Annotated in this window: 28 protein-coding genes and 1 pseudogene; 22 read left to right on the top strand and 7 right to left on the bottom strand. The window is 64.1% G+C overall.

The features are described 5' to 3' along the window. Positions 1-39: 39 nt before the first annotated feature. The 4 genes from B0B13_RS18745 to rfaE2 all read left to right on the top strand — a co-directional run bounded on the left by B0B13_RS18745 (position 40) and on the right by rfaE2 (position 4,443). The gene (locus B0B13_RS18745; RefSeq protein ID WP_076796438.1) at positions 40-1,521 is read left to right on the top strand and encodes a PhaM family polyhydroxyalkanoate granule multifunctional regulatory protein; all 1,482 of its coding nucleotides are present in this window, start codon (positions 40-42) and stop codon (positions 1,519-1,521) included. Positions 1,522-1,831: 310 nt separating this feature from the next. Then, the gene (locus B0B13_RS11370; protein ID WP_083703719.1) at positions 1,832-2,842 is read left to right on the top strand and encodes a MerR family transcriptional regulator; all 1,011 of its coding nucleotides are present in this window, start codon (positions 1,832-1,834) and stop codon (positions 2,840-2,842) included. 238 nt (positions 2,843-3,080) lie between these two features. Continuing rightward, complete coding sequence (locus B0B13_RS11365) at positions 3,081-3,959, top strand: ferritin family protein (protein WP_076785990.1); 879 nt, start codon at positions 3,081-3,083, stop codon at positions 3,957-3,959. Between the two features lie 4 nt (positions 3,960-3,963). Further along, positions 3,964-4,443: a D-glycero-beta-D-manno-heptose 1-phosphate adenylyltransferase gene (rfaE2, locus tag B0B13_RS11360; RefSeq protein ID WP_076796436.1), complete on the top strand. Its 480-nt coding sequence runs from the start codon at positions 3,964-3,966 to the stop codon at positions 4,441-4,443. Here the strand turns inward: rfaE2 and B0B13_RS11355 are convergent, their stop codons facing one another. The 3 genes and pseudogenes from B0B13_RS11355 to B0B13_RS11345 form a co-directional block, all read right to left on the bottom strand. Next, positions 4,444-4,707 (bottom strand): hypothetical protein, encoded by a 264-nt coding sequence (locus tag B0B13_RS11355; RefSeq protein ID WP_076796433.1) that lies wholly within the window; start codon positions 4,705-4,707, stop codon positions 4,444-4,446. A 40-nt stretch (positions 4,708-4,747) separates the two neighbouring features. After that, entirely contained in the window at positions 4,748-5,605 is an 858-nt protein-coding gene (locus tag B0B13_RS11350) for a type III pantothenate kinase (RefSeq protein WP_076796431.1), read from the bottom strand. 234 nt (positions 5,606-5,839) lie between these two features. Continuing rightward, positions 5,840-6,754, bottom strand: a pseudogene (locus B0B13_RS11345) (biotin--[acetyl-CoA-carboxylase] ligase); the annotation flags it as partial. Positions 6,755-6,827: 73 nt separating this feature from the next. Here B0B13_RS11345 and B0B13_RS11340 point away from each other — a divergent pair. From B0B13_RS11340 to B0B13_RS11305, 8 genes are all read left to right on the top strand, one after another. Next, positions 6,828-7,991 (top strand): MlaE family ABC transporter permease, encoded by a 1,164-nt coding sequence (locus tag B0B13_RS11340; protein WP_076796428.1) that lies wholly within the window; start codon positions 6,828-6,830, stop codon positions 7,989-7,991. A gap of 7 nt (positions 7,992-7,998) precedes the next feature. Beyond that, positions 7,999-8,955 (top strand): ABC transporter ATP-binding protein, encoded by a 957-nt coding sequence (locus B0B13_RS11335; protein ID WP_076785995.1) that lies wholly within the window; start codon positions 7,999-8,001, stop codon positions 8,953-8,955. Position 8,956: 1 nt separating this feature from the next. Continuing rightward, the gene (locus tag B0B13_RS11330) at positions 8,957-9,916 is read left to right on the top strand and encodes an MlaD family protein (protein ID WP_076797292.1); all 960 of its coding nucleotides are present in this window, start codon (positions 8,957-8,959) and stop codon (positions 9,914-9,916) included. 53 nt (positions 9,917-9,969) lie between these two features. Continuing rightward, on the top strand, positions 9,970-10,626 hold the full coding sequence (locus B0B13_RS11325; RefSeq protein WP_076796425.1) for an ABC-type transport auxiliary lipoprotein family protein: 657 nt from the start codon (positions 9,970-9,972) through the stop codon (positions 10,624-10,626). A 73-nt stretch (positions 10,627-10,699) separates the two neighbouring features. Next, positions 10,700-11,035, top strand: coding sequence for a (2Fe-2S) ferredoxin domain-containing protein (locus B0B13_RS11320; protein WP_076785997.1), 336 nt, complete (start codon positions 10,700-10,702; stop codon positions 11,033-11,035). A 4-nt stretch (positions 11,036-11,039) separates the two neighbouring features. Beyond that, positions 11,040-11,684 carry an alpha/beta hydrolase gene (locus tag B0B13_RS11315; RefSeq protein ID WP_076785998.1) on the top strand — a complete coding sequence of 215 codons (645 nt, stop codon included), beginning with the start codon at positions 11,040-11,042 and terminating at the stop codon, positions 11,682-11,684. Between the two features lie 178 nt (positions 11,685-11,862). After that, positions 11,863-13,071 carry a D-alanyl-D-alanine carboxypeptidase family protein gene (locus tag B0B13_RS11310; RefSeq protein ID WP_076796422.1) on the top strand — a complete coding sequence of 403 codons (1,209 nt, stop codon included), beginning with the start codon at positions 11,863-11,865 and terminating at the stop codon, positions 13,069-13,071. 89 nt (positions 13,072-13,160) lie between these two features. Continuing rightward, entirely contained in the window at positions 13,161-13,430 is a 270-nt protein-coding gene (locus B0B13_RS11305) for a DUF493 family protein (RefSeq protein WP_076786000.1), read from the top strand. A gap of 135 nt (positions 13,431-13,565) precedes the next feature. Here B0B13_RS11305 and B0B13_RS11300 read toward each other — a convergent pair whose 3' ends face one another. Next, on the bottom strand, positions 13,566-14,507 hold the full coding sequence (locus tag B0B13_RS11300) for a transcriptional regulator GcvA (RefSeq protein ID WP_076796419.1): 942 nt from the start codon (positions 14,505-14,507) through the stop codon (positions 13,566-13,568). Between the two features lie 157 nt (positions 14,508-14,664). On the opposite strand from B0B13_RS11300, the gene B0B13_RS11295 reads away from it, so the two are divergent. The 3 genes from B0B13_RS11295 (at position 14,665) to lipA (ending at position 16,840) form a co-directional block, all read left to right on the top strand. Continuing rightward, positions 14,665-14,991 (top strand): DUF2917 domain-containing protein, encoded by a 327-nt coding sequence (locus tag B0B13_RS11295; protein ID WP_076797291.1) that lies wholly within the window; start codon positions 14,665-14,667, stop codon positions 14,989-14,991. 102 nt (positions 14,992-15,093) lie between these two features. Then, the gene (lipB, locus tag B0B13_RS11290; RefSeq protein ID WP_076797290.1) at positions 15,094-15,792 is read left to right on the top strand and encodes a lipoyl(octanoyl) transferase LipB; all 699 of its coding nucleotides are present in this window, start codon (positions 15,094-15,096) and stop codon (positions 15,790-15,792) included. Positions 15,793-15,826: 34 nt separating this feature from the next. Beyond that, positions 15,827-16,840, top strand: coding sequence for a lipoyl synthase (lipA, locus tag B0B13_RS11285; RefSeq protein ID WP_076797289.1), 1,014 nt, complete (start codon positions 15,827-15,829; stop codon positions 16,838-16,840). Positions 16,841-16,931: 91 nt separating this feature from the next. On the opposite strand, the gene B0B13_RS11280 is transcribed toward lipA, so the two are convergent. Next, positions 16,932-17,447 (bottom strand): TlpA disulfide reductase family protein, encoded by a 516-nt coding sequence (locus B0B13_RS11280; RefSeq protein WP_076797287.1) that lies wholly within the window; start codon positions 17,445-17,447, stop codon positions 16,932-16,934. 226 nt (positions 17,448-17,673) lie between these two features. On the opposite strand from B0B13_RS11280, the gene B0B13_RS11275 reads away from it, so the two are divergent. After that, positions 17,674-18,195 carry a hypothetical protein gene (locus tag B0B13_RS11275; RefSeq protein ID WP_083703715.1) on the top strand — a complete coding sequence of 174 codons (522 nt, stop codon included), beginning with the start codon at positions 17,674-17,676 and terminating at the stop codon, positions 18,193-18,195. 433 nt (positions 18,196-18,628) lie between these two features. On the opposite strand, the gene B0B13_RS11270 is transcribed toward B0B13_RS11275, so the two are convergent. Continuing rightward, positions 18,629-20,161 (bottom strand): YifB family Mg chelatase-like AAA ATPase, encoded by a 1,533-nt coding sequence (locus B0B13_RS11270; protein ID WP_076786002.1) that lies wholly within the window; start codon positions 20,159-20,161, stop codon positions 18,629-18,631. Between the two features lie 54 nt (positions 20,162-20,215). Next, a complete protein-coding gene (locus B0B13_RS11265; RefSeq protein WP_076786003.1) occupies positions 20,216-20,473 on the bottom strand; it encodes an accessory factor UbiK family protein in 258 nt (85 codons plus the stop codon). 395 nt (positions 20,474-20,868) lie between these two features. Between B0B13_RS11265 and B0B13_RS11260 the strand changes: the two genes are divergently transcribed. From B0B13_RS11260 to B0B13_RS11235, 6 genes are all read left to right on the top strand, one after another. Then, positions 20,869-21,207, top strand: coding sequence for a P-II family nitrogen regulator (locus B0B13_RS11260; protein ID WP_076786004.1), 339 nt, complete (start codon positions 20,869-20,871; stop codon positions 21,205-21,207). 71 nt (positions 21,208-21,278) lie between these two features. Continuing rightward, positions 21,279-22,781 carry an ammonium transporter gene (locus B0B13_RS11255; protein WP_076796417.1) on the top strand — a complete coding sequence of 501 codons (1,503 nt, stop codon included), beginning with the start codon at positions 21,279-21,281 and terminating at the stop codon, positions 22,779-22,781. A 355-nt stretch (positions 22,782-23,136) separates the two neighbouring features. Next, positions 23,137-24,426, top strand: coding sequence for a glutamate--cysteine ligase (gshA, locus tag B0B13_RS11250; protein ID WP_076786006.1), 1,290 nt, complete (start codon positions 23,137-23,139; stop codon positions 24,424-24,426). A gap of 72 nt (positions 24,427-24,498) precedes the next feature. Continuing rightward, positions 24,499-25,449: a glutathione synthase gene (gene gshB, locus B0B13_RS11245; RefSeq protein ID WP_076796414.1), complete on the top strand. Its 951-nt coding sequence runs from the start codon at positions 24,499-24,501 to the stop codon at positions 25,447-25,449. Between the two features lie 71 nt (positions 25,450-25,520). Further along, on the top strand, positions 25,521-26,039 hold the full coding sequence (locus B0B13_RS11240) for a PTS sugar transporter subunit IIA (protein WP_076797286.1): 519 nt from the start codon (positions 25,521-25,523) through the stop codon (positions 26,037-26,039). Between the two features lie 76 nt (positions 26,040-26,115). Next, positions 26,116-26,385, top strand: a complete 270-nt coding sequence (locus B0B13_RS11235) for an HPr family phosphocarrier protein (protein ID WP_076787634.1) — start codon at positions 26,116-26,118, stop codon at positions 26,383-26,385. Positions 26,386-26,456 lie beyond the last annotated feature (71 nt).

The following is a 26,456-nucleotide window of genomic DNA, read 5'->3' as shown; positions in this document are numbered from 1 at the left end:
ATGCCCATTATGACCGAGCGGCAGAGGGAGGCAGGATCAATGAGCGAGTCAGGCGACAATAACCCATTTTCGTCATTCCCGCAGTTTTCGCCGAATGCCGGCTATCAGATGTTCGACAGCTTGCTCAAGCTGATGCGCATGCCGGACAGTTTTGCAGACGGCGGCGGGTCGACGTCGTCACCGCTCGGGCCCAGGCCGGATATCGTCGCGCAGCTGATGAGCGTCGAGGAGCTCGATAAGCGCATCATCGATCTTCAAGCGGTCGAACAGTGGCTCAAGCTCAACTTGTCGATGCTGCAGTCGATGATCCAGGCGCTGCAGGTGCAACGCTCGACGCTTGCGACGCTGCGCGCGTTCGGCGCATTCGTGCAGGCGCCGATGACGTCTGCGCCGGACGGCGCGTCTGGCGCAGGCCGTCCGTCGGGCGAGTCCGGCATAAGTGGCGATGCGCGCGGTGAGCCATGGTCGCCGCCGGCCGCAGCGGGTCAAGCAAACGAAGCAAATGGAGCGGATGATGCCCGGCGGACTGGCTCGCATGCGGCGCCTGCGGCTGACGATCCCCCAGAGCAAGCGGCGGCCGCGGATCCGTTTGCGTTCGCAAAGGCGTTTTACGATGTCGCGAGCGATGTGGTAAAGGGTGCGATGGAAGGCGCGGCCGGCGCCACCAGACCTGCCGACGCGGACCCGGCCGCCCCTGGCGAGGCATCGCCGCAACGGGACGCGCCGGCGGCGCACGGGATACGGGCGGCGCAGACGGGCGAACCGGTTGCCGGACAGCGGGGGCCCGATACGCAGGACGGCGCGCCAGCGGATCGCCGTACACCGGATACGTCGCGGGGTGAAGCCGCCGCCGCTGCCGCGGCGGCTGGTGCCGGCGAGCGCGCGGCCGCGTCCAGGGCTGGCGAGCCGCTCGACGTGTCAGCCTGGTGGAACTTGCTGCAGACGCAGTTCGAGCAGATTGCCCGGTTCGCGGTTGCGCCGCATACGATGCCCGGTGCATCGGTGTCGGCCGACGATATCAAGGAAGCGATGCGGCAGCGGGTCGACGAGGGGCTGGGGCGTTCGTCGCCGAGCGCTTCGGCGGGAGCGGGCCGATCCGCTACAAAGGTCCGCGCGCTGTCCAAGCGCGCGGCAGCAGCTGCAAGCGGATCGGCGACCCAGGGCGGCGCCATGGCGGAAAGTGGGATGGCTTCAAGCGGCACGTCGGTGGCGGCAGGCAAGTCGGCGAGGCGCAGCGGCTCGGCGAAGCACGGTGGCTCGGCGAAGCACGGCAGGTCCGCTGCGAAGGATAAATCTGCGACGCGCATCAAGTTGGCGACGGCGACGGGTCGCAAGGTCCCAACGGCTCGCAACGCTGCCACTCATGGTAACGCCACGAGTGGCACGGCCACGACAGGCAATAAGGCCGTGACTGGCAGTAGCGCCGACGCGGACAATAGGCCGTCAGCGGCCCGCAGGCGCACCAAGGGAACAATGCCGGCGGCCAGCGTGCGCGGGCGCCGCGGCCGGACCGCCGAATAGCACCGGACATCGATGCCGGATGCTCCCGCGCCGCTGGCTGCCCGACCCTTGCGTAGATCGGCCAGCAGACCGTGGCCAGCGTGTTGCTCGACCTGTAGACCGCCATCGTCATACCCCATGATGTGGCCGGCACCTGCGAACCAAACGAACCCATCTTGCCCTATTGTCCGGGATTTGTCCGCGTATAGCTGCGAATTTGTCGGTTACAAACCGCTTTCTTCTGTCCCCAAAAGCGTGAATTAGGGTTAGGATTGGCGGCCACGTTTGAACAATAAGGGGCGCGCCGCATTGGCGAAGCTTCACGACACCTATGGCCAAGCACATTTCCGCCGATGGGCAAACGGCAGAGGCAGCAGATTGGGGGCCGGCGCATGGCGACGGCGCGAGTGGCCGGATGCACAATGACGATACTGGCGTGCCCGAGCCGTCACTATCGCCGGTCGGCATTGGTGCCCTTGCCCATGAAATTGGTTTGACGAAGGATACGTTGCGCGTCTGGGAGCGCCGATACGGTTTTCCTCGGCCGCTGCGCAACACGGGTGGCGAACGCCTGTATCCGGCCGAGCAGGTCCGCAAGCTGCGGCTTGTGAAGCAGTTGCTGGAGGCCGGGCATCGTCCGGGCAACGTGTTGCTGCATTCTGAGTCGGTTTTGCGTACGATGGTGCGCCAGAGCACGCCGGTGTCACCCCACGTGGACTTGGTGCCGCTGCTCGAACTGATCGATACCGAGCGTTGGCCGGCGCTGCGCGACGAACTGATGTGGCGCCTGGTGCGCGTGGGCATCGAGCGCTTCATCGACGAAATCGCGATCCCGCTTGGCGCGCGGGTAGTCCAGGCGTCGGCGGGCGGATCGCCGAGCGCCGCGCATGCGCCGGCACTTGGACAAGTGCTGCAGGACGTTTTCCGACGTGCGGTGCGGCTGCTCACGGATAGCGTACGGGGCCGGCCCTGCGCGTTACTGGCAGCGGTCCCGGGCGCGGCGCATGATGTGCAACTGGCGATGATGGAAGTCTTGTTTGTGCTCTCCCGCTGCCGTTGCACGGTGATGAGTGCTGGTGTATCGATTGATGAGATCGCCGACGCGGCGCGCGCTAGCGATGTTGACATGGTCGTGTTATCGATGGCAGCCGCACCCGACGCCGAGTCTGCGGCGCGCGCGGCCAGCGAGCTGCAGACTCGGCTGCCGCCGCAAGTGCAATTGTGGACCAGCGGCGGCAACGTCCCGCGCCGCCTCGCGCAACAGGGGATCCAACACTTGGTGTCGATGACGCACATCGATAGTGCAGTCGCGCAGTGGCGTCAACACCGCGTGCTATCATAATTGGAACGCCGCACATTGGCGCCGCGCAACAGCCAAACACGATGGATAACAGACGCTGCGTGGCAACGCGAATTCTCTCTCGGAAGGCGTCGCCCGCTGCGGCATTTTTCCGCACCTGGGCGGGCCGCGCTCACGTAAAATCCTGCGTTTGCCCGTCTGCCGGGTCGAACCATGCGTCGCACGATATCGATGACGGGCGCAACGCAGTCTACGCTTTTCAGGTTGATAGGGTGGCACCATGAACACCATGCTTTATCCGGAACTCTACCGCTCGCTCGAATCGGTTCGCTGGGATATGGAAAAGGATATCCCGTGGGACAAGTTCGATGGGTCGATGTTGACTGACGAACAAGCGAACACAATTAAGATGAACGCGATCACCGAATGGTCCGCGTTGCCGGCGACGGAGATGTTCCTGCGCGATAACCATAACGACAGCGACTTCTGCGCGTTTATGAGCGTCTGGTTCTTTGAGGAACAAAAGCATGCGCTGGTATTGATGGAGTATCTACGGCGCTTCCGCCCCGAGTTCGTGCCGACCGAGCAGGAGTTGCACGCGGTGCGCTTCCCGTTCGACCCGGCGCCGCCGCTGGAAACGCTGATGCTGCATTTCTGCGGCGAGATCCGGTTGAACCACTGGTACCGCCGTGCGGCCGAGTGGCATACAGAGCCGGTAATCAAGCACATCTACGAGACGATTTCACGCGACGAGGCGCGGCATGGCGGTGCCTACCTTCGGTATATGAAGAAGGCACTGGCCACGGCCGGCGACTCCGCGCGCGCCGCATTCGCGAAAATCGGCGTGCTGATGGCGTCGGCTCGGCGTACCGAGAAGCCGCTGCACCCGACGAACCTGCACGTGAACCGACAGTTGTTTCCGCGGGACACCGTGCAATCGCGACTGCCCGACCCGGAATGGCTTGAGCGCTGGCTGGACGAACAGATCCGATTCGACGACACGTGGGAAAAAAAGGTGATCGAGCGGATCCTGCACAATTTGTCGCTGCTGTTCGAGCGCACGTTCACGACGGCGCAGGAATTGAACCGTTACCGCAAGGAGTTGGTGGCGCGACTGCAGCGCGATACCGACGTGAGCGGCACAGCGCAGCCGGCGTAGGCCCATGCCGGCTTCATTCGAGCGCAAGATCGTCGAGTGGCAAACGTTGCTCGGGTGCCGAGCCTCGCTCGGTGCGCCGGTCGTGTTCACCAATGGTGTGTTCGATATCCTGCATCGAGGGCATGTGACGTATCTAGACGATGCCCGCGCGTTGGGCGCGTGCCTGGTGGTCGGCGTCAACAGCGATGCGTCGGTGCGGCAGCTCGGCAAGGGCGACGATCGCCCGATCAATGTGGAAGCGGACCGCATGGCGTTGCTTGCCGCGCTGGAAAGCGTTGATTACGTTGTGATGTTCGACGAGCCGACGCCGATCGAGTTGATCCGCGCGTTGCGCCCGGACATTCTGGTCAAGGGCGGCGACTATGACATGGACAAGCTGCCGGAATCGGCATGGGTGCGCAGCTGGGGCGGCCGCGCACTAGCGATTCCGTTTGAGCACGACCGCTCGACGACGAAGCTGTTGCAGCGCGTACGCTCCCGCTGATCACGGGCTGAGCGCGTACGCGGCCATCCCCGAATCCTGGCCCGGCCCGCCGATCACCGGCTGTGGCTGTGGTTGCGGTTGCGGTTGCGGTTGCGGCTGTGCCGGGTCGAGCGGCTGGGCGCGCAGTGCATCCGGACGTACTTGGCTGCTCCGGCGAAACGGCTCCCTGGGACCGGCCGCCGGAGCCGGGCCAAACGCGCCACTGAGCGTCACGAATCCGAGTACGTTCGCCACTAGCAATCCTGCAATCAACCAGCGCAGCATCTGCGATTCTCCGTGCTTCTTCTCTAGAGGGGCCGCTGCGTCAGGCGCCGTGCCTGTGCGCCGTCACCTCGTCCTGCGCAATCAGCGCGAGCCCAGACAGTATCAAATGATCGTGCCGCGTGTGCGGCACAGTCAGCGCTGGCGCCAACGCGTCGGCGGCGCCGCCGCCAAGCACCATGCGTACCGACGCGCCGCCGAGTTCAGCACGCCATGTCAAGTAAGCATGCTCGATCAAGCCGGTTTGTGCGAGCGCACATCCGGCGCACAGCGACGCGGGCGTGTCGGCGCCGAACGTCAGGCCCGGCTTGCCGGCCAGCGCGGAGCGTGCGCCCGCCGGCGTCAGCGTCGGCAACTGCGAGGTATGCTCGCCGAGCGAGCGCATCATCAATGACCATCCCGGTGCAATCAAACCGCCGACAAAGATGCCGTCAGCGCGCAGCGCTTCGATCGTTGTCGCGGTGCCGAGCGTGACGATCAGCAGATGCTCACGCGGGTAGGCCGCACGTGCCCCGATCATGCCGGCCCAGCGATCGGTGCCCAGTTGTGCCGGCTCGCCATATCCGTTTGTCACCCCGCACTGCGAGCGGCGCGATACGATGGTCGTGCGTGCGATGCCTGGCCAGCGCGCATCGAGCATCGTCGACAGGCGCGCGGCGACGTGCTGGCCCGCAACGTTGGAGATCCAGATATCGGCTGGTGTCGGCAAGTCGTCCCACTGCAGTTCCGCCGCGCGTGCGGCGACGTCGCCCTGCGCGTCGTCTAGCGGGTTTTCGTGCGAGAACGCGCCGAGTTGCCGCAGACTGCCATCGGCATGCACCAGCGCCCATTTGGTGCGGCTATTGCCCGCGTCGATCACCAGGCGGTGGCCGGTCGTGCCGGCAAGGTCAGAATCGATCATGGCGGCTTACGCGTCGTCGTTGTGCGGCTGTTGTTCACGCGCGCATCCGGTAGCGGGCGGTTTGCCAGCGCCCGGGAGCGCGGGGGCGGGCGCGTCGGACGCGGGCACGCCGCCGGGGGGCAATCCGGACGGACGCAGTCCTGCGGTGGATACGGCAGCCGTTGGCAGTGCGCCCGTGCCCGCACCGCAAGTAGACGAACCGGGCGCCGGCTGCGCCGGCGCATCGATGCTTGCGGCAAGCCGCAGCGACACGTCGCCTGTGGCGATTGCCCGGATTGCTTGTGGCGTGCGTATCAGCAATTGTCCTTGTTCGTCAACGCCGTATGCGGTGCCGCGTGCCATCTCGTCGCCTTGCTCCAAGACGACGACTTCCTGGCCTGCATACGCATGCTCGGCGATCCAGGCGTCACGGAACGGCTCGAAGCCATGCCGGCCGAAGCGCTCCAGTCCGACTGCCAGCGCATTGAGCACCGCGCCGAGCACGGGGGTGAGCGCAGCATGCGGCCACGCGCGGGATAGTGCACCAGGCATGGTCGGCAGCGTGGCGCGAAGCGTTTCGTGCAACGACGCAATCTGCTGCTCCAACTCGTTGGCGCCATTGATGTTCAGGCCCACGCCGACTACCAGCGCGGTGGCGTCGCGCGTACTCCATACGGTTTCCACGAGCACGCCGGCTAGCTTTGCGCCGTCCAACAGGATGTCGTTTGGCCACTTGAGTGAGAGCCTCCCGCTGTCATCCAGCGGCAGAGTACGCAGCCCGTCCACGATCATTGCACCGAGCGCCAGGCTCAGCCCGGCGAGCCGGGCTGGCGCGCGCGGCATCAAGTAGCCGAGCGAGAACAGCAGCGCATTGCCCGGGGTGGCCAACCACGGCCGGCCGCGCCGCCCTCGTCCCGCCGTCTGCGAATAGGCAACGCGCACGCTTGGCTCGAACGGCACGCCGCGTGCTTTTTTCAGCCGTGCGGCGAGATCCGCGTTGGTCGAGCCGGTCTCGTAGACTACCTCGATTGCCCAGCGCGAAGGCCATGGGTCGAGCAGCTCGAGGAGTCGCTCGCGTTCGATGTGGCGGGCCGCCGGCCGCGGATCGCCGCTGGCGGTGGTCTCACCCGGGATGCCGGGCGGATCTTGGAGGGAAGAAGGATTGGACATCTTGCTATTGTAGCGAGGCTGTGCTGCGCCTTTCGATACAATGACGCTACGTTGACCCTTTGCCGTGCCCGCTTTGGATTTCGAGACGCCGCCGCTGCTCACTATCGATGCCGTAAAACCGAGCCAGGACCGGTCCGTGCCGTCAGGTACGGCGATTCGCCTAGGTGGCCAATGGACCGCGCTCTCGCTGGCGCTGGATCAACGGCGCGGCGGCATCGCAGCCAAGCTGCGCACGATGCGCGACGCGGCGGCCCGGGCCGATACGCTGTGGGACCTGTCGCCAATCCAGAGGCTGGATCATGTCGGCGCACAGGCGCTGTGGCAGATTTGGGGACGGCGCTTGCCGCCCGGCATCAGCTTGACCAGTACGCAGCGCGAGATCTTCAACCGGATCACGCTGCTTGAGGCAACGCGTGAACCGGCCGAGCCGGCGGCGGCAATCGATCCGATCACACGGCTCGGGCTCGCTATGTTCGATTTTGCCGGGCACCTGCGCGACGGCATCACACTGCTCGGTGGCCTGGTGATGGATGGCGGCAGGCTGCTGCGTGACCCGCGCCGCATCCCGTGGCGCGAGATCTCCGCAAACGTCTACGCGGCCGGTGCGCAAGCACTGCCGATCACCGCGCTGGTTGCATTTCTGATCGGCATCGTACTGTCGTATTTGTCCGCACAGCAACTGAGGTTGTTCGGCGCGAACGCTTACATTGTCAACATCCTTGGGCTGTCGATTATTCGGGAGCTTGGCCCGGTGCTGGCGGCGATTCTCGTGGCCGGCCGCTCCGGCTCGGCGATCACCGCTCAGCTGGGCGTGATGCGCGTGACCGAGGAGTTGGACGCAATGCGCGTGATGGGGATCTCGCATGGGCTACGGCTGATTTTTCCGCGGGTGATCGCGCTGGGTGTCGCGATGCCGTTGCTCGTGATGTGGACCGACGCGATCGCGCTGACCGGCGGGATGCTGGCCGCGCAACTGGTGCTCAATATCGACATGAGCTTCTTCATCCGTTCGTTGCCGAACGTGGTGCCGGTGGCGAATTTGTACATCGGCCTGGGCAAGGGCGTGGCGTTCGGCATGCTGATCGCGCTGGTCGGTTGCCACTTCGGCTTGCGCATCAAGCCCAATTCGCAAAGCCTGGGCGAGGGAACGACCACGTCGGTCGTGTCTTCGATCACGGTCGTGATCCTGGCCGACGCGGTGTTCGCAATCATGTTCCAACGGATCGGGTTGTCGTGAGGCGTGCATGATCCGACCGCACGCGCTGACCTCGATGGCCCTCGCACACGGCGCGCCGCCGGTGGCCGAGCCTGTTATCGAGGTGACCGACCTGACCAAGCGCTATGGCCGTACGGTAATCCACGAGCACCTGGACCTGGAGGTGCGGCGCGGCGAGATCGTATCGCTGGTCGGTGGTTCCGGCTCCGGCAAGACGACGCTGATCCGGCAGATTCTCGGGCTCGAGGCGCCAAGTTCGGGCACGATCCGCATCTTCGGCGAGGATACCGCGACGATGAGCGAGCACGCGGCCCGATTGCTACGCAGCCGTTCGGGCATGTTGTTTCAGCATGGCGCGCTGTTTTCCGCGATGACGGTTTTCGACAACATCGCACAGCCATTGCGCGAACTGGGCAAGATCCCGCCGGCGCTGTTGTCGGATATCGTCATGCTGAAGCTCGAAATGGTCGGGCTCTCGGGCCGGCACGCAACCAAGATGCCGGCCACGCTGTCCGGCGGGATGGTCAAGCGCGTGGGCATGGCACGCGCGTTAGCGTTGGAGCCGGAACTGCTGTTCCTGGACGAACCGACTGCCGGCCTGGATCCCCAGGCCTCAGAGGAGTTCGTCGAGTTGATTGCGACGCTGCATCGCGCGCTCGGCCTGACGGTGGTGATGGTCACGCACGACCTGGACACGATGGTGTCGTTGTCCACGCGTGTGGCGGTGCTGGCCGATCGCAAGGTGATCGTCGCGGCGCCGCTCGAGCAAGTTGCCGGCGTCGACCACCCGTTCATCCGCGAGTATTTTTTGGGCATGCGCGGCCGTCGTGCACTGCAGGCGCTGCCAGCGTCGCGCCGTGCCAAGCTGCCGGCGGACGCGCTCGAGCCGATACCCGACGACGCATTGCTCGAAGTCGAGCATGCCGCCCGGCGTGGGCATCGCGGCGAGCATCGTCGACCGGGCGTTGGCGTGGAGGGAAGCTGAGATGGAAAACAAGTCACATGCATTCTGGGCCGGGCTGTTTACGATCGTGCTGCTGGCGGCGATCGTGTTGACGATCGCGTGGTTCAGCATGGATCGCACCGAGCGCGTTCCGTATGACTTGGTCGCCACGACGAATGTAACCGGCCTGCGCGCCGACGCGGCGGTGCGCTATCGCGGACTGGCGGTCGGCAAGGTGCAGAACATTCACTTCGACACGCACCGCCCCGGCCGGATCGTGATCCGCATCCTCGTGGACAAGCGCGTGCCGTTGACCAACTCGAGCTTCGCGTCGCTCGGCTTTCAGGGCGTGACTGGGTTAGGCTTTATCCAGCTGGATGATACCGGCGACGATCCGCACCCCCTGAGCTCGTCCAACGAGAACGTCGCGCAGATTCCGATGCGGCCTGGCTTGGTCGACGATTTGCAGCGGCATGGCGTGGCCTTACTCAATCAAATGGAGAAGATTGCGGTCAACCTGCAGCAAATGACCGACGAACCGAACCGTCGGCAATACTTGGCCACCGCGCGCAGTATCCAGGATGCGGCCAGCGGTGTGGCTGCGCTCACGCAGCACCTGGAGCCGGTGACACGCAAGCTGCCGGGTACGATCGACGAGCTGAACCGGACGATGGGTTCGGTCAACATGCTGGCGACCAGCCTGTCCAACCCTAATGGACCCGTTGCGGCCAATCTGAATCGGGTGGGCCAGGCGGCCGAGCAGGCGGGTGTGGCATTGGCGCAGCTTAATACATCGATGCAGGAGCTGACCGCGCGAGTCGGCTACGAGACGTTGCCCCGCGTGAATTCGCTGGCCGACGACGTCAGGCAGGCCATGCGGTCGGTCAACAGCGCGGCAGGCGCGATCAACGCGAATCCGCGCGCACTACTGTTCGGTGCACCATCGCCCGAGCCCGGGCCCGGCGAGCCGGGTTTCTCGTGGTCGTCCGGCTCCCCGCACTAACGCGCGCACGTTGCCGCACTGCACGGTGGGCGTCCATTCGACAAGGATCATCGATGTCATTACGTATTATTAGTTCGCTTGCGGTGTTGCTGGGCGCGTTCACGTTCGGCGGATGTGGCACGGCCGGACACCGCGCGTCGCCGGTGGCCCATCGCTACGATCTCGGCGCGCCGGCCATGGCGGTGTACCCCGGTCCCATGAGCCCGAACGGGGCGGCATCTCGCGCTGGCGCCGCGTCGCCGGCGTTCGGTCCGTTTAAGCTGGTTGACATGGGCGCGCCGGCGGGCTTGGATTCGGACGGCATCGTCTACCGGCTCGCCTATGCGCACGCGCAGCAGCTGCGCACTTACACGTCGAACCGCTGGACCGCGACGCCGACACAGTTGCTGACGCAACGTTTGCGCGCACTGCTCGGCGCACGCGGCGTGGTGGTTTCGCCCGGCGACCCGGTGTCGGCACCGGTGTTGAGGGTCGAGTTGCTGGACTTCGAGCAGATCTTCGACAAGCCCGGCGCGAGCCGTGGCGTTGTCGCGTTGCGTGCGACGTTGCTGCGGCGGGGCGGACAGTTCATGCAGGCGACGTTCCGCGCTGATGCGCCGGCGCCGTCCGCCGATGCGATCGGCGGTGTGCGCGCCCTCGCGCAGGCCAGCGACGTTGCGCTGTCGCAACTAGTTGACTGGCTGGCCAGTCAGCCGGCGCTCGCGCGCTGAGCGACGGGGGCACGGCGTGCCGGTTGCCCCGTCGTTATAATTGACTCAATGCCGATGGCGGGACCGCTTTCCAATGACTTCTTTTTATCAGCACCATGTTTTCTTCTGCTTGAACCAGCGCGATCCGGGCGAGCGCCCGAGTTGCGCAAACTGCGGTTCGCAAGCGATGCAGGAATACGCGAAACGGCGTATCAAGGCGTTGGGCCTTGCCGGTGAGGGCAAGGTGCGCATCAACAAGGCCGGGTGCCTGGATCGGTGCGAGCTTGGTCCTGTGCTGGTCGTGTACCCCGATGCGACGTGGTACACCTATGTTGATGAAGCGGATATTGACGAGATTATCGATTCGCATCTGGTCGGCGGCCGGATCGTCGAGCGCCTGTTGATCGACGCGCCGCGCGGCGGAGTGTGACCGGATGAACGCGCAAACGCAGAAGTATCGGATCGATGGTCCGGTCGGCAAGATCGAGATCGCGATCGATCGTCCGGATCGTGGCGACGCGGGGGGCGAGCCACGTGGGCTGGCGTTGGTTGCACATCCGCATCCGCTGTTCGGCGGCTCGTTAGACAACAAGGTCGCGCAGACACTGGCGCGCACGTTGGTGCAACTCGGCTACGTGGCGGTGCGACCGAACTTCCGCGGTGTCGGTGCCACCGAAGGCGAGCATGATGACGGGCGCGGCGAGCAGGATGACCTGATTGCAGTGATCGATCACGCGCGCATGCTGCCGGGGCTGGCCGGTGTGCCGCTGGTACTGGCGGGTTTCTCGTTCGGCACATTCGTGCTGTCACACGTGGCGCAGCGACTGCGCGAACGCGGTGACGCGATCGAGCGCATGGTATTCGTTGGGACCGCGGCGAGCCGTTGGCAGGTCGCTGACGTGCCGTCCGACACCATCGTGATTCACGGCGAACTCGACGATACGGTGTCGATTGCGTCAGTGTACGATTGGGCGCGGCCACAGGAACTGCCGGTCGTGGTGATCCCGGGTGCCGAGCATTTTTTCCACCGCAAGCTGCACATCCTGAAGCGAGTGATTGCCGAGCGCTGGCGCGTATAATGGGTGCCGCGTCGCTGCCGCTGCACAGGCGGGGGGCGCATCACCCGTGCCGAGCCGGTGTTGGTTCGCCGCGTGGACACGAACGCTTGGTTCGTTCGCCAGTCCAATCGGCTTGCGCCGCGGGCCGCCGTAGCGGGCCGCTTCCCGAACTCCCCCGTTTAACGTCGATTCGATTGCTATGCGTTTGACCTTTGTCCCGACCGTTGTCGCCCGCGCGGCAACGCTCGCGTGCGTGCTGCCTGCCGCACTCGCCGCTTCCGCTCTGATTGTTCCCGCCGACGCGCTCGCGCAAGTGCCGCCTCCGGCTGTCAATGCGCGCTCGTGGGTGCTCGTCGATGCCAGCAGCGCGCAGACGCTTGCGTCGGCCAATGCCGACGAGCGGGTCGAGCCCGCTTCGTTGACCAAGTTGATGACCGCGTACTTGGTGTTCGATGCGTTGAAGACCAAGAAGATCTCGATGGACCAGACCGTGATCCCGAGCGAGGCGGTGCGTCGCGTGCGCGCGGAAGAGTCGCGCATGTTCATCGAGGCGAACAAGCCAGTGACCGTGCACGACCTGGTGTACGGGATGATCGTGCAGTCGGGCAACGACGCGGCGATCGCGTTGGCCGAACTTGTTGGCGGCAGCGAAGCGCACTTCGTGCAGATGATGAACGAGGCGGCGCAGAAGCTGGGCATGAAGAACACGCATTACGCCGACGTAAATGGCATGCCAAATCCCCAGCACTACACGAGCGCGGCCGACCTGGCCGTACTGTCAGCGCACCTGATTCGAGACTATCCTGAGTATTATCCGATCTTTGCAGTCAAGGATTTCACGTACAACAAGATCAAGCAGCCGAACCGCAACCGTCTGCTGTGGATCGACCCGACCGTGGACGGGGTTAAGACCGGCCATACGAAGGCGGCCGGCTTTTGCCTGATCGCCAGCGCGAAACGGCCGCTGCCGGGGGTGCCGGACGCGTCGCGCCGGCTGGTGAGCGTGATGATGGGCGAGCCTAAGGAGCACGATCGCACGCAGGACAGCCTGAAGATGCTGAACTACGGCTACGCGGCGTATGACACGCTGCGCCTGTACAAGGCCAATCAGGTCATCGATTCGCCGCGCGTGTACAAGGGCCAGCAGGACGCGGTGCCGGTCGGCGTCAAAAGCGACCAGTACATCACGGTTCCGAGGGGGGTGAGCGACAAGATCAAGCCGGTGCTCGAGCGCCATGGTCCGCTGGTCGGCCCGATCGCCGACGGGCAGGTGGTGGGCACGGTGAAGGTCGTCGCCGATGGCAAGGTACTGACGCAGTTCCCGGCCGTGGCGCTGCAAGCCGTGCCGCAGGCCGGCATCTTCGGGCGCTTGTGGGATTCGGCGCTGCTGACGCTGGCCAAGAAGTAAGCCGAGGATTAGGCGATCGGCCGCCGAGGCCGGCGCGCCCCGCGCGGGTGCGTCGTATGCATGAAACCGAGGATTGAAGGAACACTGTCATGAACTCATCCAGCGAATCACTGCTGCAGTTTCCGTGCGACTTCCCGATCAAGGTGATGGGCAAGGCGCACCCGCAGTTCCAGCAAGTCATCGTTGAGGTGATTCGGCAATTCGATGCCGAGTTCGACGACAGCCGGGTCCAGAGTCGGCCGTCCAACGGCGGCAACTACGTCGGCCTTACGGTGACTGTGCGTGCGACCAGCCGTACACAACTCGATGACCTTTACCGGGCGCTGACCGGGCACCCGATGGTGAAGGTCGTGCTATGACAACTGGGCGAGCGTCGTGCGCGGATAATCGTCGTGCGTGGCGCGCCGTCGCGATGCAACGCGGTGGCTAGTGCCGCCATCGCGCGGCTGCACCCGTAACGCGTTGTGTGGCGCCGATGTGCGCTGATGTAGCACTTACGCGGCGGCCGCGGACAAGGGTACGCCGCTCGGGCATTGCGCGTACAGGGCGCGAAAGCGCCCGGCTTCCTCGTGCAGCCATTCGCGTAACACCGTGACCCGGCGTGTCTCCAGCAGCGGTGCTGGACAGACGAACCAGTACGTCCCCGGGCTGGGGCCGTCTATGTCGAATAGCCGCACGAGCCGACCGTTGATCACCTCTTGCATCGCCAGCGAGCGGCGCACCAGCGCAATGCCCTGTCCCTCCAGCGCGGCTTGCAGCAGCATCGACGAGTCCTGGTATAGCACCCCGCGCCGCGGCTCGCTCCAGCCGCTCAGACCCGCCGCCTGAAACCATGGACCCCACATCTCGTCGTCGTTGCGCAGCAACGTCAGGCCGGACAGGTCGGCCGGCGTTTTCGGCAGCCGGCCGCCGTTGAAGTCGGGCGTGCATACGGGGAAAAACACCTCGTCGAGCAACGGCTCGACGAACAACCCCGGATAGTTGCCGCCGCCAAAACGCAGCGCAACGTCAACATCGTCCCGGTTGAAGTGCGTGATCGCGTTGGTGGACAGCAGCTCGACGTCGATTTCCGGGTGCCGCTCGATAAAGCGTCCGATCCGCGGCGTCATCCAGCGTGCGGCAAACGGCGGCAGCACGCTGATCACGAGCCGGCGTTGTCGGTCACCGGCGCGAACCGCATCGGTGGCCGCGGCAATGTCGAACAGGGCGGCGCGCACCTGGGCCGCATAGCGGCGCCCGCAGTCGGTCAACGCGACCCGCTTGCCATCACGCTTGAACAGCGGCATGCCGAGTTCGGCCTCCAGCGCACGGATCTGATGGCTGATCGCGCTGTGCGTCACGAACAGTTCCTGCGCGGCGCGCGAAAAGCTCTCGAGCCGGGCTGCGGCTTCGAAAGCCTTCAACGTGCCTAGATTGGGCAATTGGCGCAGGTCCATGGCGGTTCCTCTTCGATAGGTGGCGGGCGTCGCGGCGCTGGCCGTGCTTGTTAATTATGCTCACAAGCCGGCGAAAAAACATCGCTTTGCGCCGGGGCTGGCCATCGCTACGATTCTAGTTATCCTGGTGCATCCGGGGCGTGGGCAGGAGCGTACGATGAAACCCCTTTATTCAAGCATCACGTTCGAGGTTCAACCCGGGCAGACCGTGCCATTGCGCGTGAGCCGGGGCGTGGCGCTCACCATCGAAGGCGAGCGCGTTTGGATCACCCGCAGCGCGGACGAGCACGACTATTGGGTGGCCTCAGGCGAATCGCTGTCGCTGCGGCCTGGCGAGTTGATGTGGCTCGGCACAGAAGGCACGCGCACGGCGCGGGTGACCGTGGCTCTGCGCCCTCACTATGCTCAACGCGTTGCGTCATGGTGGTCGCGACGGCTGTCCGCCAGCCGGTTCAGCTGGCATACCGGATGGCTGTTAGTCTGATTGTCGCGGGTACGGGCGGGCGGACTCGCTTTTCGGTAAACTGACGGGATCATGCCCGCGCCGTCATTTGAATTTAACACCGAGCTTGTCGCATTGGCGGCGATGTCCAACGATGTCGTCGTGTGCTGGCGTGGCCTCGAGCCCTACGAAGCGAGCTTCGACGCGATGCGCGCGTTCACCGCCGCACGCACGCCGCTCACTACGGATGAAATCTGGCTGGTTGAACACCCGCCGGTCTACACGCTGGGCCAAGCCGGCGATCCGGCCCATCTGCTGGCCGCGCATAACGGTATCGCGCTGGTCCAGGTCGATCGCGGCGGGCAGATCACCTACCACGGGCCGGGCCAAGTCGTCGCGTACCTGCTGGTCGACCTACGGCGGCGCCGGCTATGGGTTCGTGACCTGGTGACGCGCATCGAGCAGGCGGTGATTGACACGCTGGCAGCGTATAATCTAGTCGGTGAGCGCCGGATCGGCGCACCAGGCATCTATGTCGCCGCCGGATCTACGCATCGCCATGCCGGTACGAAGATTGCAGCGCTTGGCCTGAAAATCCGCAATGGCTGTTCGTATCATGGCGTGAGCCTTAACGTGCGGATGGATTTGCAGCCGTTCCGCGACATCAACCCATGTGGCTACGTCGGTCTCGAAACGATCGACATGGCTTCGCTCGGCGTGTCGGCGCACTGGCACGACGTGGCAAGAACACTCGCCGAGCAGCTGACCGGCAACCTGCCGCCGGTTGCCGTCGCCGCATCGCCCGATGCAGCACGCGAAAGGGGCAACCCCGTGGTTGGCTGAGCAGGATGCGGCCGCCACTGCACTGGATTTCGACATGACGACTGCTGTTCCCGACCCATTCGCCACCCTCGCCGCATCTGCGGCGCACGCTTCTTCCGCCACCTACGATCCGAGCGCGAAGCAGAAGGCTCAGGCTAAGACTTCGCGGATCCCGATCAAGGTCGTGCCGATCGACAAGCTGAAGAAGCCGGATTGGATCCGCGTGAAGGCCGCGACCGGCAACTCCCGCTTTTATGAGATCAAACAAATCCTGCGCGAGCACAACCTGCACACGGTTTGCGAAGAAGCCAGTTGCCCGAATATCGGCGAATGCTTCGGCAAGGGGACGGCGACGTTCATGATCATGGGCGACAAGTGCACGCGCCGTTGCCCATTCTGCGACGTTGGGCATGGGCGACCGGATCCGCTGGATGTCGACGAGCCGGTGAACCTGGCACGTACCATCGCCGCGCTCAAGCTGCGCTACGTCGTGATCACCAGCGTGGACCGCGACGACTTGCGCGATGGCGGCGCCGGGCATTTTGTTGAGTGTATCCGGCAGGTGCGGGAGCTGTCACCGCAAACCCGGGTCGAGATCCTGACGCCGGACTTCCGAGGCCGGTTGGACCGCGCGCTGACCATTCTCAACGCAGCGCCGCCGGACGTGATGAACCACAATCTCGAAACCGTGCCACGACTATACAAAGAAGCGCGTCCAGGTTCCGACTACGCACACTCATTGAAGCTGTTGAAGGACTTCAAGGCGCTGCATCCGGACGTCGCGACCAAGTCGGGGTTGATGGTCGGGCTCGGCGAAACCGAGGAGGAGATCTTACAGGTCATGCGCGACTTGCGGGCGCACGATGTCGACATGCTGACGATCGGCCAGTACCTGCAACCCTCGGAGCACCATCTGCCGGTGCGCGCCTACGTGCATCCGGACACCTTCAAGATGTACGAGCGAGAAGCCTATGCGATGGGTTTCACGCACGCGGCCGTCGGCGCAATGGTGCGCTCTAGCTATCACGCGGACGTACAGGCGCAGGGCGCGGGTGTCGTCGCGGGCTGAAGCAGCGGGCGCCATCGCCGGGTGACGCGCGGGCGTCGTCGCGAACCGAGAGAGGGGGCCGGTCCACCAGGTTGCCTGCGCAGGCCTATCGTCAGGCTGCCAGCGCTTTTTCCAGCAACTGGTCGAGTTCTGCGAATTGCGGCGGACCGACATAACGTTTCAGGATCTGGCCGTCGCGGCCGATCACGAACGTGGTCGGTGTCAACTGGACGTTGCCAAACTGTTTAGCGGCGGAACCATCATCCATCGCCACCTTGAACGGCAGTTGCCGCGTTTGCGCATAGTTGGTCACGTACATCGGCGGATCGTATTGCATCGCGACGGCAACGAATTCGAGACCCTTGCCCTTGAACCGGTTGTACGTGTCGACCATCTGCGGCATTTCCTTCACGCACGTGTCGCAACTGGTCGCCCAGAAGCTGACTAGATAGACCTTGCCCTTCAGGTCCTCGGTGGTCAGCTTCTGACCGGACAGCAGCGTGAAGCTCGCTACGGGTGCCTGCTTGTGCGTACTAAAAGCGAAATACGCACCGACGGCCAGCGCGATGACGACAAGCGCGGTTGCGATCCATGAACGGGATGGGCGGGAAGTGGCGGGCTGGCTCATCGGCGTATTTTCGGCTGACACAACGCCGGTGGCGTCGCTGGATAGCATAACAACGATAGCCGACATTCTATCGCTGATTCGCGGTACCCGTGAGGCGTGCGTGCCCGCTGTGGCCTGATTGGCGCGTCGGCGATAATTGTCGTTTTTTTTGCGTTATGCCGCGTCGATCTCCAGCCGTGGCTGCGCGACGGGGGCCGGTCCAACGTTAAACCGACGTTTATGCTGGATGATATGGGTTATTTCTCTGCTGATAGTCGCCTGTTCGCCACAATTTGACTGGCGCACGGTGCGCAACGACGAGGGCCACTATACGGTGATGCTGCCGGCCAAGCCGTTGCTTGACGAGCGAGTGCTTACAATCGCCGGGCACACGCTGAAGATGCAAATGCAAACGGCGACGGTCGGCGACGCGATGTTCGCCGTTGGGGTCGTGACGCTTCCCGCCGACGATCCCGCGCTTCGTGCACAAGTGCTCACGTACCTGCAAAACGGTCTGGCGCGCAACGTCGGGGCGCAGCCCATGTTGTACGTGGTCCGGAGTCCGGGCAGCCATGACGCCGGGGGTGAAACGCGCATCGCGATGGATGTGGCCGGTCCGGTAGCCCATATGCAAACACAGGAGCAGCGCGTGATCCACGCGCAGTTTGTTGCGCGTGATCGACACGTGTACCAGGCTGCGGTCGTGTCCAGGCGTGAGCTCGACCCAGTGCAGTTGGAACAGTTTTTTGCGTCGTTGAAGGCGGATTGAGGCTCTATTTTTTCAATATCTGGAGCAACCTTGTGGTTGCGCTGCGCACCCATGTTCATTTTTCAAATGAGCTATGGACACTAACCACACGATTCTTATTGGTTTTTAAAGCTGTCCACATACGCTGTGGATAACTTTGTTGAAAAGTACCCGGGTCGCGGCTCGGGAGCACGCTGTGACGTCACGTGTAGAGGGGGTAATGTGATGTCAGGCAGTTCATGCATTTCTTTTATTTTCATGGAGTTGCGGTAAACCGTCGGAGATCTGCCGGATTCGGCCCAGAAGCGGTGCCGCTATCAAAACAGGTGTGCATAAGTCAAGGGTTGTTTTCTCCCGAAGGTTGGCTTTCGGGCTGAATTCTCACATGCTGGTGCGCCCGGGCGGGCTATGTGCTCGCATGCGACCGGCGTGCGGTTGTGAGTCGCGGCCAGGATCAGACCGTGATCGACGCGCGCCGGTATTGCACCGCCTCGCCGACGTGGACAGCGAGTACGTCATCGCTCAGATCAAGGTCGGCGATGGTGCGCGCAACGCGGCGCACCTTGTCGAAGGCACGCCCCGACCACCCCAGGCGCTCGCCGCAGATTTGCAGTAACGCTTCGCTGCGCGGATCGAGTGGGCACCAGCGGTTGAGGTCCTCAGCATTCAACGCGCAATTGGCCTTATGCTGGCGTGCCAATTGACGTTCGCGCGCGCGCCGCACACGCGCCGCGATCACGTGGCTCGCTTCGCCGCGCGCGCCGGTGCGGCGGGCAAGCTCGGCGGCCGACAGCGAAGGCACGTCGATGACGATGTCGATCCGATCGAGCAGTGGTCCAGACAGCCTGCCGACATAGCGGGCGATCTGATCGGGCGTGCATCGGCACCGTCCTAGCGGATCGCCGCGCAAGCCGCAAGGGCACGGGTTCATCGCGGCAACCAGTTGACATGCGGCGGGAAAGTCGGTTTGCGCAGCTGCCCGAGAAATCGTGATCTTGCCCGTTTCGAGCGGCTCGCGAAGGGTCTCCAGCACCGCGCGGCTGAACTCGGGCAGCTCATCGAGGAACAGTACGCCCAGGTGCGCTAGTGTGATTTCGCCGGGCCGTGGCGGGTTGTAGCCGCCGACCAGCGCGGCGGCGCTCGCACTATGATGCGGCGCGCGAAACGGACGGCGCCGCCAGTCTGCCGCCGTGAAGCCACGGCCGCTGGCGGACCGCAGCATTGCACAGGCCAGCGCGTCGTCGTCCGACATCGGTGGCAGTATGCCCGGCAGACGTTGCGCCAGCATCGACTTGCCGGCGCCGGGCGGTCCCACCATCAACATGTGATGCGAGCCGGCGGCAGCGATCTCCAGCGCCCGGCGCGCGGCAGGTTGGCCGATCACATCGGCCATATCCGGTGCGGGTTGTGCGGGTAGGGCGACGCCGCTCGGCTGCGCGCGCTCGATGCGAGCCTCGGGCTCGCCTTTCAGATGCGCGACGAGCGTGGCCAGGTCGGCAGCTCCGTACACGGCCACGCCTGGCGCCAGCGCGGCTTCCGCCGCATTGTCCAACGGCACGTACAGTTCCGGGTACGCCGCGTCGGGCCCAGCCTGTCTCGCGGTGCCGCACGCCATCGCGAACGCACCCCGGACCGGCCGCAGCGTGCCGCTGAGCGATAATTCGCCGGCGAATTCGCGGCCGGTCAGTGCATTGCACGGCAATTGCCCGCTCGCGGCCAGGATGCCCAGTGCGATCGGCAAATCGAAGCGCCCGGATTCCTTCGGTAAGTCCGCCGGGGCCAGATTGACGGTGATTCGCCGCACGGGCACGTCGAAACCGCAATGGGCCAATGCGGCCCGCACCCGCTCCCGGCTCTCACGCACTTCCAGGTCAGGCAGCCCGACGATCGCAAACGACGGCAGGCCGTTCGCCAAATGGACTTCGACAGTGACTTCGGGCGCGAGCGCGTGCAACGGCGCGCGGCTGCGGACCACGGCTAGCGACATGGCTCTTCCTTGCGGCATGTCGCCGCCGATCGGAATGTCCCGGAGCTTGCGCGCCTACACGCTGTCCACGCGCGCGGACAGCCTCTGCTCGAGCTCGGCCACACGCCGCTCCAGTTCCTCGAGCCTGAGCCGGGTGCGGGCTAGCACCTGGGCCTGGGTGTCGAATTCCTCGCGCGTGACCAGGTCCAGTTTGGAGAAGCCTTGCGACAGCATCGCCTTGACGTTGCGCTCGACATCCTTCGCCGGCGAGTTTTTCAGCATTTCGCTGAAGCGGGTCTGCAAATCGTTGAACACGTCGTTTGGCTGTTTCATCACTATTCCTCAATCTAAAAGTGGCATAAAGCCCGTGCATTACCTCTGATTGCCGCCATCGCGGCGCGATGTGATGCACGGCGCGTTTTGTCGCACAAATGCACGATTTTGGTGCAAAATCGACCAGACGCCTGTTTTTGGCGCAGCTCACCGCGGGCGGTTTGGCTGCGTGCCATCCCGGTCGCGCAGCCGATGGAAAGACTCTAGCACGTCCGACACGCCGCGTTGTCACGGTGAGTGCGGCGTTGACCATCCGGTCGAGCCCTGCTGGGCGCAGTGTCCGCGATGTACCACGTTGACACTTTCAAACCACTTGCAGTCCGTGGGCGCAGCATACGGCATGATCATTGCTTTAAGTGGCCCCAGCGCAAGAGGTCAGCCACCAAGAGGATTCCATGAAACTCATTACCGCAATCATCAAGCCGTTCAAGCTGGATGAAGCACGTGAGGCACTGTCGGCGATCGGCGTCTCGGGCATGACGGTGACCGAGGTCAAGGGCTTTGGTCGCCAAAAGGGGCATACCGAGCTGTATCGCGGCGCCGAGTATGTCGTTGACTTTCTGCCTAAAGTCAAGATCGAGGCCGCCGTGGCCGAGGACGTCGTCGAGCAGGCGATCGAGGTGATCGAGTGTGCGGCGCGTACCGGCAAGATCGGCGACGGCAAGATTTTTGTCACGCCGATCGAGCAGGTGATCCGCATTCGTACTGGGGAGACGGGTGCCGACGCGCTTTGACGCAAAGTGTCGGGGCCGCGCAGCGTCTGCAAACGAATTCGAATGAAGGGCAAGGAACAAGAGAAATCACTATGCGTAAGATTTTGAGGACGTTCCTGATAGTCGTATTGCTGTTGGCGGCTGGCATCGGGCTCTCGGCGCCGGCGTTGGCCGACGGCGCGCCGGGTGCCGTTGCAGCGTCCGCGCCCGAGTCGAGCGCGACGGATACGGCCCATGCCGCCAGTGCGGGGCCGGCCCCGACCCCGGTGGCGGCCGAGGCTGAAGCGCCGAGTGCTGCGCCAGCCATGGGCGCCAGCGCCGAACAGGCGGCCAGCGCGCCTGCCGTACCGACGGCACCGGTGGTGCTTGACGCATCAAAGATCAACTCTGGCGACACCGCATGGATGCTGATCTCCACGGCACTCGTGCTGTTCATGACGATCCCAGGGCTCGCGTTGTTCTACGGTGGTATGGTGCGCAAGAAAAACGTACTGGCGACCCTAATGCAGAGCTTTGCGATCACCTGTCTGGTGACGATCATCTGGGTGGTGCTCGGCTACAGCTTGGCCTTCACGCCCGGTAACGCGTTCATCGGCGGGTTCTCACGCGTGCTGCTGTCGGGCATGAGCTTTGTCAAGGGTGACAAGGGCGTCACGCTGACAGTGAGTCATCTGGCCCCGACGATCCCCGAATCAGTCTACATGACCTACCAGATGACTTTTGCGATCATCACGCCGGCATTGATCTGTGGTGCGTTCGCGGACCGGATGAAATTTTCGGCGATGCTGGTGTTCATGGCCCTGTGGTCGATCTTGGTGTACCCGCCGATTGCGCATATGGTGTGGGAGCCGACCGGCTGGCTCTCCGCAGCAGGCATCCTTGACTTTGCCGGCGGCACGGTTGTGCATATCAACGCAGGTATTGCCGGGTTGGTCTGCGCGCTGGTGTTGGGCAAGCGCGTCGGCTACGGCCGCGAGGCGATGGCGCCGCACAATCTAGTGCTGACGCTGGTCGGTACGGCGATGTTGTGGGTGGGCTGGTTTGGCTTCAACGCGGGCTCGGCGCTCGCCGCCGACGGTCGCGCCGGTTTCGCGATGGTAACCACGCAGGTCGCCACGGCCGCCGCGGCGCTCGCGTGGATGTTCACGGAATGGATTGGCAAAGGCAAGCCGTCCGTGTTGGGCATTGCATCCGGTGCGGTGGCAGGTCTGGTCGCGGTGACACCCGCATCCGGCTTCGTCGGCGTATCGGGCGCGCTGAGCATCGGCATCGTGGCCGGCGTGCTGTGCTTTCTGTCGGCGACATGGCTCAAGAACAAGCTTGGCTATGACGATTCGCTCGATGCATTCGGCGTACACGGCGTTGGCGGAATCATTGGTGCGGTTCTCACCGGCGTGTTCGCGCTTAAGGATATCGGCGGCGCCGACGGCAGCGTGATCCTGCAGCTTAAGGGCGTGGTCACCACGCTGATCTACAGCGGCCTCGTGTCGTTCGTCCTGCTTAAGATCATCGACGCGGTCATCGGCCTGCGCGTGACCGAGGAGGAAGAACGTGAGGGACTGGATGTGGTGCTTCACGGCGAGCATGTCGAATGAACCTGTGGCGTGCCCGGCGGGCAGCAGGCACGCCGTGGCGGGCCAATCGCGCAATAGCGAGAAGTGGCACAGCGTTTGACCCGTCGCGAAGCGGGTTTTTTATATCCGGTTCCCGCCATTGAACGTCAGCCATGAACTTCAGCCGTATCGAGCAGTATTGGCGCTGTATTGAGTAGTATTTGAGCGGCGTCGAGCGGTATTAAACTGCATCGAGCGGTAGCCACTCTGCCGTCAGAGCGGGTAGGGGCGGTGCGCGGCGATGCTGACGCGGACCTTGCAACGAGGCAAAACACCCCCATTTGGAAGAAGCAACCCTCTACAATTGCTTTTTTGAGCCTGTAAGCCTCGAGTTTCTATGGTTCCGCACCTCGTCACCGCGCTCAATGGTCCACTGCTCGACTTGGAGCGGCGGATTCTGGACGCCACGCCCGCGATTGAGCGCTGGTTCCGCCTCGAATGGCAGGAGCACACGCCACCGTTCTATTGCTCGGTGGACCTGCGCAATGCCGGCTTCAAGCTTGCGCCGGTCGATACGAACCTGTTTCCGGGCGGTTTCAACAACCTGCCCCTCGAAGTGCTGCCACTCGCCGTGCAAGCCGCGATGGCGGCCATCGAGAAGATCTGCCCGGACGCGAAGAATCTGCTGCTGATCCCGGAGCGCCATACGCGCAACGCGTTCTACCTGGACAACCTGGCGCGGCTCGTCACGATTATGCGCCAAGCGGGTCTGAACGTGCGGCTGGGCACGCTGGACGAAACCGTCACCGAGCCTGTTACGCTGCCGTTGCCTGACGGTCAGGCTCTGGTGGTCGAGCCGCTGGAGCGCTCGGCACGCCGTCTCGGGCTGAAGAACTTCGATCCCTGCTCGATCTTGTTGAACAACGACTTGTCGGCTGGGGTCCCGCCTGTGCTGGAGAACCTGCACGAGCAGTTTCTGCTGCCGCCGCTGCATGCCGGATGGGCGGTGCGGCGCAAATCGAACCACTTCGGCTGCTACGATGAGGTGGCTAAGAAGTTCTCCAAGTTCATTGGCGTCGACCCGTGGATGCTTAATCCATACTTCACTCGCGTGTCGGACATCGATTTCACCGAGCGCTTGCATGACGAGGCGCTGGCCGACGCGGTCGATGCGGTGCTGAAGAAGGTAGCGAAGAAGTACCGCGAGTACGGGATCAAGGATCGGCCGTACGTGGTGATCAAGGCCGATGCTGGCACCTATGGGATGGGCTTGCTGACCGTGCACGACGCATCGGAGCTTGCCGGGTTGAACAAGCGAGAGCGCAACCGGATGGCGGTCGTCAAGGAAGGGCTGCAGGTGCACGACGTCATTGTCCAGGAAGGCGTGCAGACGTTCGAGCACGTGAACGAGGCGGTGGCCGAGCCGGTCGTCTATATGATCGATCGCTACGTGGTCGGCGGCTTCTACCGCGTCCATGCGGGTCGTGCGCCGAATCAGAACCTGAACGCGCCGGGCATGCACTTCGTGCCGCTGGCCTTTGAGCATACGGCGCTGCCGGACGTGCACGCCAAGCCCGGTGCCGCGCCGCCCAATCGCTTCTATATGTACGGTGTTGTTGCTCGCCTGGCATTGCTAGCTGCATCGGTCGAATTGGAGAAGACCGATCCCGAGGCGATCCTGGTGTGACCCGCTGGCGCACGCGGGCTTCCACTGCGCGATAATGCACGCTGGATAGCCGCTTTGCGCCGGAACGACCCAATGGACATTCTCTTTATTGCCGACCCGTTGTCGCAGTTCAAGATCTATAAGGACACGACGTACGCGATGATGACGGAGGCCGCGCGCCGCGGCCATGCGCTTTATGCGTGTGAGCCGCGGCACCTCGCGTATGCGGGCGGCGGCGTCGAGGCCACGGTACGGCGTTTCTCGATTGTTGGCGATCACACGAACCCGGGTCAGTGGTACGACGCGGAACTCCCGGAGAATCGCGGCCTGGGCACATTCGGTGCGGTGTTGATGCGCAAGGACCCGCCGTTCGACATGGAGTATGTGACATCGACCTGGCTGTTGGAGATCGCCGAGCAGCACGGCGCGCGCATTTTCAACAAGCCGCGAGCGATCCGCGACCACTCCGAGAAGATGGCGATCGGCGAGTTCGCGCGGTTCACCGCGCCCACACTAGTCACGCGCGACGCGGCACGGCTGCGGGCATTCCACGGCGAGCACCGCGACGTGATCTTCAAGCCATTGGATGGCATGGGTGGCACGGGCGTGTTCCGGATACGCGAGGACGGCATGAACCTGGGCTCGACAATCGAGATGCTCAGCGACCATGGCGCGCGCACCGTGATGGCGCAGCGGTATATCCCGCAGATTAAGGACGGCGACAAGCGGATCCTGCTGATTGGCGGGGAGCCGGTACCTTATTCGCTGGCGCGGATCCCGCAGGGCACCGAGATCCGCGGCAACCTGGCCGCTGGTGGGGTAGGCTGCGCGCAGCCGCTGGCGCCGCGTGACCGCGAGATTGCCGCCGCGCTCGGCCCGGTGCTGGCCGAGCGCGGCCTGCTGCTAGTGGGCTTGGATGTGATCGGCGATTGGCTCACGGAGGTCAACGTGACGAGCCCGACATGTTTTCGCGAGATCACCGAGCAAACGGGGTTCAATGTCGCGTCGATGTTCGTCGACGCGCTAGAGCGCGCGGTTGGCTGACACGGGACCGAGACGATCTGCGCCAGCCTGATAAACTATTGAAGTTCATGGCGATTTTGACGCAGGCTGACATGGCTGGCATCTTGATCATTGCCCACGTGCCACTGGCATCGGCGTTGCGTGATTGTGTCGCGCATTTCTACGGCAGTTTGCCACCGCGCATCGGCGTGCTGGACGTGACACCGGACTGCGATCCGGTCGCGGCGCTGGCCGGCGCGCACGCGCAGCTACAGCAGGTGACCGAGCACAATGGTGCACTGGTATTGACTGATATGTTCGGGGCGACACCGGCCAACATTGCGGCGCAATTGGCGGCATTGCCGCACGTGCGGGTGGTGGCGGGTGCCAATCTGCCGATGTTGGTGCGTGCGGTGTGCTATCGGACGCTGCCGATCGACACGTTGGCGGACAAGGCACTGCAAGGCGGAGCCAAGGGCATCCACGGCGTCGTGCCGGGCACGCCTGCCACAGCGGCGTGCCTGCCGTGCGCCGAAATGGCGTCGGCGGCCCACGGGACTGCGTTGCCGCCGTGCAGCGCCGATCTGCCCGCGGATCCCGCGACGAGTATGCCGTGCGGCCCGACGGGCTGAGCGGCAGGCGCGCGTGCCGCATCGAGCCTGCGTGCGCCCGATGCAGGCTTTCCATCGTTTCAATCCCAACCAGAACATGATTCAAAAAGAAGCAACGATCGTTAATAAATTAGGGCTCCATGCACGGGCATCGGCCAAGCTGACGCAACTCGCTGGCAGCTTTCGGTGCGAGATCTGGATGGCGCGCAACGGCCGACGGATTAACGCAAAGAGCATCATGGGGGTCATGATGCTCGCGGCAGGTATCGGCAGCACGATCACCATCGAGACCGAGGGTCCCGACGAGCAGGCGGCGATGGATGCGATCCTCGCGCTGATCGCGGACAAGTTCGGCGAAGGTCAGTAACGCCAAACAATCGGTGCTGGCGGCCAGGTAGTGTCAACGCGTGCCGCGATCCCTACTGCGACATCGCGGCG

Origin of the sequence: Burkholderia sp. b14 (genome assembly GCF_900156195.1) — a bacterium.
Taxonomy (GTDB): Bacteria; Pseudomonadota; Gammaproteobacteria; order Burkholderiales; family Burkholderiaceae; genus Mycetohabitans.
This window is presented reverse-complemented; position numbering and strand designations above follow the sequence as displayed.

Bases quoted from the DNA above. Each gene is read 5' to 3' on its own strand.
- B0B13_RS18745 (WP_076796438.1), top strand. From the start codon at position 40: ATGAGCGAGTCAGGCGACAATAACCCATTTTCGTCATTCCCGCAGTTT.
- B0B13_RS11370 (WP_083703719.1), top strand. From the start codon at position 1,832: ATGGCCAAGCACATTTCCGCCGATGGGCAAACGGCAGAGGCAGCAGAT.
- B0B13_RS11365 (WP_076785990.1), top strand. From the start codon at position 3,081: ATGAACACCATGCTTTATCCGGAACTCTACCGCTCGCTCGAATCGGTT.
- rfaE2 (WP_076796436.1), top strand. From the start codon at position 3,964: ATGCCGGCTTCATTCGAGCGCAAGATCGTCGAGTGGCAAACGTTGCTC.
- B0B13_RS11355 (WP_076796433.1), bottom strand. From the start codon at position 4,707: ATGCTGCGCTGGTTGATTGCAGGATTGCTAGTGGCGAACGTACTCGGA.
- B0B13_RS11350 (WP_076796431.1), bottom strand. From the start codon at position 5,605: ATGATCGATTCTGACCTTGCCGGCACGACCGGCCACCGCCTGGTGATC.
- B0B13_RS11335 (WP_076785995.1), top strand. From the start codon at position 7,999: ATGATCCGACCGCACGCGCTGACCTCGATGGCCCTCGCACACGGCGCG.
- B0B13_RS11330 (WP_076797292.1), top strand. From the start codon at position 8,957: ATGGAAAACAAGTCACATGCATTCTGGGCCGGGCTGTTTACGATCGTG.
- B0B13_RS11325 (WP_076796425.1), top strand. From the start codon at position 9,970: ATGTCATTACGTATTATTAGTTCGCTTGCGGTGTTGCTGGGCGCGTTC.
- B0B13_RS11320 (WP_076785997.1), top strand. From the start codon at position 10,700: ATGACTTCTTTTTATCAGCACCATGTTTTCTTCTGCTTGAACCAGCGC.
- B0B13_RS11315 (WP_076785998.1), top strand. From the start codon at position 11,040: ATGAACGCGCAAACGCAGAAGTATCGGATCGATGGTCCGGTCGGCAAG.
- B0B13_RS11310 (WP_076796422.1), top strand. From the start codon at position 11,863: ATGCGTTTGACCTTTGTCCCGACCGTTGTCGCCCGCGCGGCAACGCTC.
- B0B13_RS11305 (WP_076786000.1), top strand. From the start codon at position 13,161: ATGAACTCATCCAGCGAATCACTGCTGCAGTTTCCGTGCGACTTCCCG.
- B0B13_RS11300 (WP_076796419.1), bottom strand. From the start codon at position 14,507: ATGGACCTGCGCCAATTGCCCAATCTAGGCACGTTGAAGGCTTTCGAA.
- B0B13_RS11295 (WP_076797291.1), top strand. From the start codon at position 14,665: ATGAAACCCCTTTATTCAAGCATCACGTTCGAGGTTCAACCCGGGCAG.
- lipB (WP_076797290.1), top strand. From the start codon at position 15,094: ATGTCCAACGATGTCGTCGTGTGCTGGCGTGGCCTCGAGCCCTACGAA.
- lipA (WP_076797289.1), top strand. From the start codon at position 15,827: ATGACGACTGCTGTTCCCGACCCATTCGCCACCCTCGCCGCATCTGCG.
- B0B13_RS11280 (WP_076797287.1), bottom strand. From the start codon at position 17,447: ATGAGCCAGCCCGCCACTTCCCGCCCATCCCGTTCATGGATCGCAACC.
- B0B13_RS11275 (WP_083703715.1), top strand. From the start codon at position 17,674: ATGATATGGGTTATTTCTCTGCTGATAGTCGCCTGTTCGCCACAATTT.
- B0B13_RS11270 (WP_076786002.1), bottom strand. From the start codon at position 20,161: ATGTCGCTAGCCGTGGTCCGCAGCCGCGCGCCGTTGCACGCGCTCGCG.
- B0B13_RS11265 (WP_076786003.1), bottom strand. From the start codon at position 20,473: ATGAAACAGCCAAACGACGTGTTCAACGATTTGCAGACCCGCTTCAGC.
- B0B13_RS11260 (WP_076786004.1), top strand. From the start codon at position 20,869: ATGAAACTCATTACCGCAATCATCAAGCCGTTCAAGCTGGATGAAGCA.
- B0B13_RS11255 (WP_076796417.1), top strand. From the start codon at position 21,279: ATGCGTAAGATTTTGAGGACGTTCCTGATAGTCGTATTGCTGTTGGCG.
- gshA (WP_076786006.1), top strand. From the start codon at position 23,137: ATGGTTCCGCACCTCGTCACCGCGCTCAATGGTCCACTGCTCGACTTG.
- gshB (WP_076796414.1), top strand. From the start codon at position 24,499: ATGGACATTCTCTTTATTGCCGACCCGTTGTCGCAGTTCAAGATCTAT.
- B0B13_RS11240 (WP_076797286.1), top strand. From the start codon at position 25,521: ATGGCTGGCATCTTGATCATTGCCCACGTGCCACTGGCATCGGCGTTG.
- B0B13_RS11235 (WP_076787634.1), top strand. From the start codon at position 26,116: ATGATTCAAAAAGAAGCAACGATCGTTAATAAATTAGGGCTCCATGCA.